The sequence below is a fragment of the Actinoplanes sp. NPDC051633 genome, from assembly GCF_040681735.1.
GTDB lineage: Bacteria > Actinomycetota > Actinomycetes > Mycobacteriales > Micromonosporaceae > Actinoplanes.
Genome location: NZ_JBFAZH010000473.1, coordinates 1 through 5,622 on the forward strand (window position 1 = coordinate 1; position 5,622 = coordinate 5,622).

The window sequence follows — 5,622 nt, forward strand, 5'->3', positions numbered from 1 at the left end:
GGACGACCCGTTGGACGACCCGGTGGACGACCCGTGGGCAGGTTCCGGCCGGCGCCCGAGCAGCGCGGCCGGGACCGCCGCGCTGCCCAGGCCGAGCATGGCGCGCCGCCTCATCGGACCCGCCTGCTCTCCGGCGGGCCGAGGTAGCTGTACCGCAGTCCCCCGGTGTCGACGACCAGCCGCTGCAGGATGACCGTCGGGTCGACCGCCCGGAACGTCACGGTGTGCGTCCCGGGACGGTCCATCCGGTGCGTGGTCGTGGTGACGTTGATGTTGTCCGAGGTGTTGCGGGCCCACTGGCGGTTCATCGTGGTGTCGTTCGCGCCGGTCTCGGTGGTCGCGTTGACCTCCTGCGGCGTCGCCCCGTCGACGGAGATCGCGTAGCGCAGGCCGGGCGTGGGCCGGGTGTTGTTGCGTGGTGACAGGTACGCCGAGATCTTGACCGGCCCGGTGGTGGTCAGCGTCATCCGGTATTCGAGCCGGGCTCCGCCGCCGGCCGGGGTGAGGCCGTCGCCGAGCTTGCCGACGTCCGGCAGCAGCGTCCAGTCGCCCACCTTGCGGCTGTAGTGGCCGGCGTCCATCGCGACATACCCGCCGGCCTCCAGGAACCCGTGCGGCCGCAGCACCGGGTTCTCCACCGGCAGCCGGACCACCGTGGACGTCCCGGCGCCGGTGACCGTGATCGGCACGGTCGTGGTGCCGCGCGGCGCGCGCCGCCAGTCGACCTGAACGGTGGCGCGGATCTGATCGGTCACCGTGCCGGCGGCCGGCGTCACGCGCAGCCAGGAGGCGCCGGGCGTGATCCGGTACCGGAACGGCGTCGTGCCCTTGTTGTAGACCTCGATGAAGCGGGCCCGCTCGCTCGACCACGGGCTGGCCGGCGGCAGCGTCACCGGGTCGCCGCCGTCCAGGGCCACGCCGAGTGACGAGCCCGGCGGCACGGTGATCCGCTCGAGGTAGGGGAAGATCTCGTCGGGCAGCGCCACGTTGTTCAGCTCCGGCTGCTGCCAGGGCGCGTTCGGGCCGTACCGCTCGACGTTGCCGTACCCGATCTTGGGCTGGGTCTGCCACCCGGCCCACTTCCCGCCGGCCAGCGTCTCGTTGTAGTACCGCGACATCGCCTGGTCCGCGGCGAATAGCGCCTCGGCGCGGTCGGCGAGCGCGTTGGTGGCCGCGCGTCCCTCGCCGGCGTAGCGGATGTTCTGGAACTCCGCCCGGCGCAGGTCGTAGACGATCGCCGAGTCCTTCACCTGGTAGTAGACGAGCTGGTAGAAGGCGTCGCGCCGGTCGGCCGGCACGAGCCGCCGGATCCGCTCGGCCCGCGCGGCCAGGTCCAGCCACTGCGTCGTGACGCGGTTCATCTCGTCGTAGGACGTCAGGCTGAACGGTGTCTGCTGGTCGTCGTAGATCACCGCGCTCGGATCGGTGCGCAGGTCCTTCGTGGGGTCGACGGTGATCCGGCGGTTGAGCAGCTCCGGCTTGCGGCGCGACTGCAGCCGGCCGTACTCCTCCAGTACGTCCCCGATGGCCGGCGCGAGCGCGGGGCCGAAGTTCTGGGCCGCGAACTGCCGGTGCCACTCGGTCAGCCGCTGCACGGGCCAGGCCGACGGGTTCCACGCGTAGTCGAGGAAGAACTGCGTGGGCACCTCTTCGTTCTTCAGGTCACCCACGTTCGCCACCCAGAGGCGATCAACCCCCGACGTGTACGCGAGATGCAGCTGCTCCCACGTGTTCGTCAGGTTGGTCGTGTCGGCCCACTTGTAGTTGCGCCCGTCGCCGACGTAGTCGAAGTGGTAGTACATCCCGTATCCGCCGGACCGGGCCGCCAGCGACGGGTCCGGGAGCTTCCGCATGTTGCCCCAGTTGTCGTCGCAGAACACGACGGTCACGTCGTCCGGCGGCCGGTAGCCGGAGTCCCAGTAGCGCTGCACCTCCTTGTAGAGGGTCTGCACCTGGGGACGGTCGATCAGGCCGGTCTCCCGCAGGATCTGCCGCTGACTGTCGATGATGGACGACATCAGGTCGATGCCGTCGCCGTCGGGCAGGCTGACGTCGCCGTTGCCGCGCATGCCGAGCGTGATGACGCCCTCGATGTCCTGGTCGCGCATGCGTTCCGCGCCGCCGCGCCAGTACGCCTTGATCGCGTCGGCGTTGCGCCGGTAGCTCCACTCCCCGGTGCCGGTGGGATGCCGGTTCCACTCCTCGATGCCGCGCATCATCGGCGCCTCGTGCGACGTGCCCATCACCACGCCGTAACGGCTCGCGGTGGCGTGGTTCTGCGGGTCGTCCTCGGCGAACGCGCGCCCCCACACGGCCGGCCACAGGTAGTTCGCCTTGAGCCGCAGCATGGTCTCGAAGACCTTCGCGTAGTAGGCGCTGTTCAGCCCGCCCGGATAGCCCGGCGCCTTGCCGGGGCCGAAGTAGCCGGGCGCCCACGTGCCGATGGCGGGGTTCTCGTCGTTGATGAAGAAGCCGCGGTACTTCACCGCGGGCGTGCCCTGGGTGTGCCGGCCAGGCAGCACGTAGAGCGCGTCGTGGCGCGCGGCGGGCACGTCGTCCCAGAAGTACCAGGGCGAGACGCCGATCTTGCGGGACACGTCATAGGCGCCGTAGATCGTGCCGCGCTGGTCGCTTCCGGCGATCACGAAGGCCCGCTTCACGCCGGGCAGCGGATCCGCCACGACCTGCTCGACGGTCGTCTCCCACTTGCCGCGTACGCCGCGCACGTCGAGCCGGCCGCGGGCGATGATCCGGTCGATCAGCGGACTCCGGCCGATCGTGCCGACGATGATCGGGTCACGGCCGGCCACCGGCTCCTTGCCGGTCACCTTGGTGATGTCGGTGCGCAGGTCGCCGGCAACGCGGACGACGCCGGGGTGATCGGCGCCGTCGACCAGGATCGGGGCACCCGCCAAGGGGAACCTGCCGGGCCCGGGGACGGTCGTGATGTAGTCCGACGTCCGATGGGACGAGGCCGGCGACGTCTGATGGGAAATGGCCGGCACCGACATCATCGGGCCGATCAGCAGAGCGGCGAGCACGGTCCTCATCGGAAGACTCCCAGGGGTACGGCGGCGGCCATCGCGGCCATGCCGGCGTCGTTCGGGTGCAGGTGGTCGCCGCTGTCGTAGGCCGGCCGCAACCGCAGCGGGTCGGCCGGGTCGCGCATCGCGGCGTCGAAATCGGCCACGGCGTCGTACTCCCCCGACCGGCGGATCCAGTGGTTCAGCGCGGACCGCTTCCGCTCGTTCTCGGCGCTGAAGAAGCCGAGCGTGTCGCCCTTGAACGGCAGGATCGTGCCGCCGATCGCGGTCAGCCCGGCCTCGTGCGCGCGGGCGATCAGCTGGCGGTGCCCGGCGATCAGGTCTCCGGCCGACACGACCTCGCCCGGTGGGGCGACCGTGCCGGGGTGCCCGAGGTCGTTCACGCCGAGCAGCACGATCAGGTAGCGGGCGGCGGGCCGGGCGAGCACGTCCCGGTCGAAGCGCCGCAACGCGCTCACCCCGAAGTAGTTCGCGAACGCCTCGGCGCCGCTGCCGGCCGGCGGGTTCGGGTCGTGCAGCAGGCGGTTGCCGGAGACGCCGGCGTTGGCGACTCCCCGGGGCAGGCGGGCCGCGCGGAAGCGGGCCGCGAGCAGGTCGGGCCACCGGTGGTTGAGGTTGGTCGCCGTGTTCGCCCCGTTGGTGATCGAGTCGCCGAGGGTCACCACGGCCGCGCCGTGCGCCCGCACCGCGACACCGGAGAGGAAGAGATCCTGCGTCACGGTGGAGACCGGTGTGACGGCGCGCGCGGCGGTGACGTCACCCGCGGCGATCACGTTCTCCTGGTACGCGAACGCGGCGAGCGTGGTGACCGGCGTACGCGCCGGGAAGTAGGCGCTGATCGCGAGATCGCCGCCGGCCGGGAGACGCAGCCGCACCGGGTCGCTCACCGCGGGCGAACCGGACGGGATCGTGATGTCACCGCGCCCCGAGAAGGTCACCCGGCGGTCGGTGCCGGGAACGGTGGTGGTGCTCGCGCCGCTTCCCGCCCGCAGGGCGACCCGGACCGCGCCGATGCGCAGCGGCGTCTCGCCGAACTCGTTGGTGAGCCGGATGCGCAGCTCGTCACCGCCGGCCGAGCAGTGCACGACGTGCCGCACGGTCTGATCCTCGATCACCACGGGCCGGCCGGGCGGGACCGTGGTGGGCACGGCCGCCCAGGTGGCCACCCAGCGTTCGACGGCGGCGGCCTGAGCGGGCGCGGGCGCGACGAGGCCGGCGGTCGCCGCGCCGGCGGTGACGGCGAAAAGGTCACGACGGGTGGGCATGGGGCGCTCCTCGCCTCCGAAAGTTTCGGAAACATTCCGCGGTCAGACTTCGTAACGTAAAGGCGGCCGTCGATGCCGTCAAGACGACATCTTGACGATCTTGCGCGAAACATTTGGCAGTTGACGCCAGGTCGTTCGGCTCCTAGCGTTCCGGAATCATCGCAACTTCCGGAGGCCGTCAATGCCATCGATACGAAATAAGCTGGGTGCTGCCGCCACCGGCACACTGCTCACGCTCGGGCTCGCCCTTGCGCCGACCGCGCCGGCCGCAGCCGCCGCCGACGACACACTGCGTTCCGCCGCCCGGGGCACCGGGGTGCGGATCGGCACCGCCATCGACATGACCGCACTCGCCGAGGACGCGACCTACCGGGAGATCGCCGGGCGGGAGTTCAACACGGTGACCCCGGAGAACGTCATGAAGTGGGAGGCCGTCGAGCCGACCAGAGGCACCTACAACTGGGCCCCCGCCGACCAGCTGGTCGACTTCGCCCGCAGCCACGGGCAGAAGGTCCGCGGGCACACGCTGGTCTGGCACAGCCAGAACCCGTCCTGGCTCACCGAGGACGCGTTCACCCCGGCCCAGCTGCGCAGGCTGCTCCGACAGCACATCCTCGACGAGGTGGGCCACTTCCGCGGCCGGATCTGGGCGTGGGACGTCGCGAACGAGGTCTTCAACGAAGATGGCACACCCCGCGACACCATCTGGCTGCGGGCGCTCGGCCCCGGCTACATCGCCGACGCGTTCCGCTGGGCGCACCAGGCCGACCCCAAGGCGAAGCTGTTCCTCAACGACTACAACGTGGAGTGGCTCAGCCCCAAGAGCGACGCCTACTACAACCTGATCATCCAGCTGCGCCGGCAGGGCGTGCCGGTGCACGGCTTCGGGATGCAGGGCCACCTCGCCCTGCAGTACGGCCTGCCCACCACGGTGCTGGAGAACGTGCAGCGGTTCGACGCGCTGGGCGTGCAGACCGCCTTCACCGAGGTGGACATCCGGATGCAGCTGCCCGCCGATCCGATCAAGGTGGCGGCCCAGGCCGAGGGCTTCGGGCTGCTGCTGCGGGCCTGCCTGCTGGTGCGCAACTGCGTGTCGTACACGGTCTGGGGATTCACCGACAAGTACTCCTGGGTCCCCGGCGTCTTCCAAGGCGAGGGCTCGGCCACCCCGTACACGGAGGACTATCAGCCGAAGCCCGCGTACTACACGCTGCGGGACACACTCCGACTCGCATCCTAGGGTCCACCCTCCCGGGCGGGCGGGGTTTTTAGGCCGGGCGGGGGGGGTAGGGGGTGTGGGATGTTGTGTGGGA

General features: G+C 70.9%; 3 protein-coding genes. 1 reads left to right on the top strand and 2 read right to left on the bottom strand.

All coding sequences use genetic code 11. The annotated features are described in order from the left end of the window. Positions 1-110: 110 nt before the first annotated feature. Both AB0M20_RS24160 and AB0M20_RS24165 read right to left on the bottom strand, forming a co-directional pair. Positions 111-3,050, bottom strand: a complete 2,940-nt coding sequence (locus tag AB0M20_RS24160; RefSeq protein WP_364301728.1) for a glycosyl hydrolase 115 family protein — start codon at positions 3,048-3,050, stop codon at positions 111-113. Then, on the bottom strand, positions 3,047-4,309 hold the full coding sequence (locus AB0M20_RS24165) for an SGNH/GDSL hydrolase family protein (RefSeq protein WP_364301730.1): 1,263 nt from the start codon (positions 4,307-4,309) through the stop codon (positions 3,047-3,049). Before AB0M20_RS24165 ends, AB0M20_RS24160 begins: the two co-directional genes overlap by 4 nt. Before the next feature lie 181 nt (positions 4,310-4,490). Here AB0M20_RS24165 and AB0M20_RS24170 point away from each other — a divergent pair, with 181 nt between their 5' ends. Then, on the top strand, positions 4,491-5,549 hold the full coding sequence (locus AB0M20_RS24170; protein WP_364301732.1) for an endo-1,4-beta-xylanase: 1,059 nt from the start codon (positions 4,491-4,493) through the stop codon (positions 5,547-5,549). Positions 5,550-5,622: the final 73 nt, after the last annotated feature.

Bases quoted from the DNA above. Each gene is read 5' to 3' on its own strand.
- AB0M20_RS24165 (WP_364301730.1), bottom strand. From the start codon at position 4,309: ATGCCCACCCGTCGTGACCTTTTCGCCGTCACCGCCGGCGCGGCGACC.
- AB0M20_RS24160 (WP_364301728.1), bottom strand. From the start codon at position 3,050: ATGAGGACCGTGCTCGCCGCTCTGCTGATCGGCCCGATGATGTCGGTG.
- AB0M20_RS24170 (WP_364301732.1), top strand. From the start codon at position 4,491: ATGCCATCGATACGAAATAAGCTGGGTGCTGCCGCCACCGGCACACTG.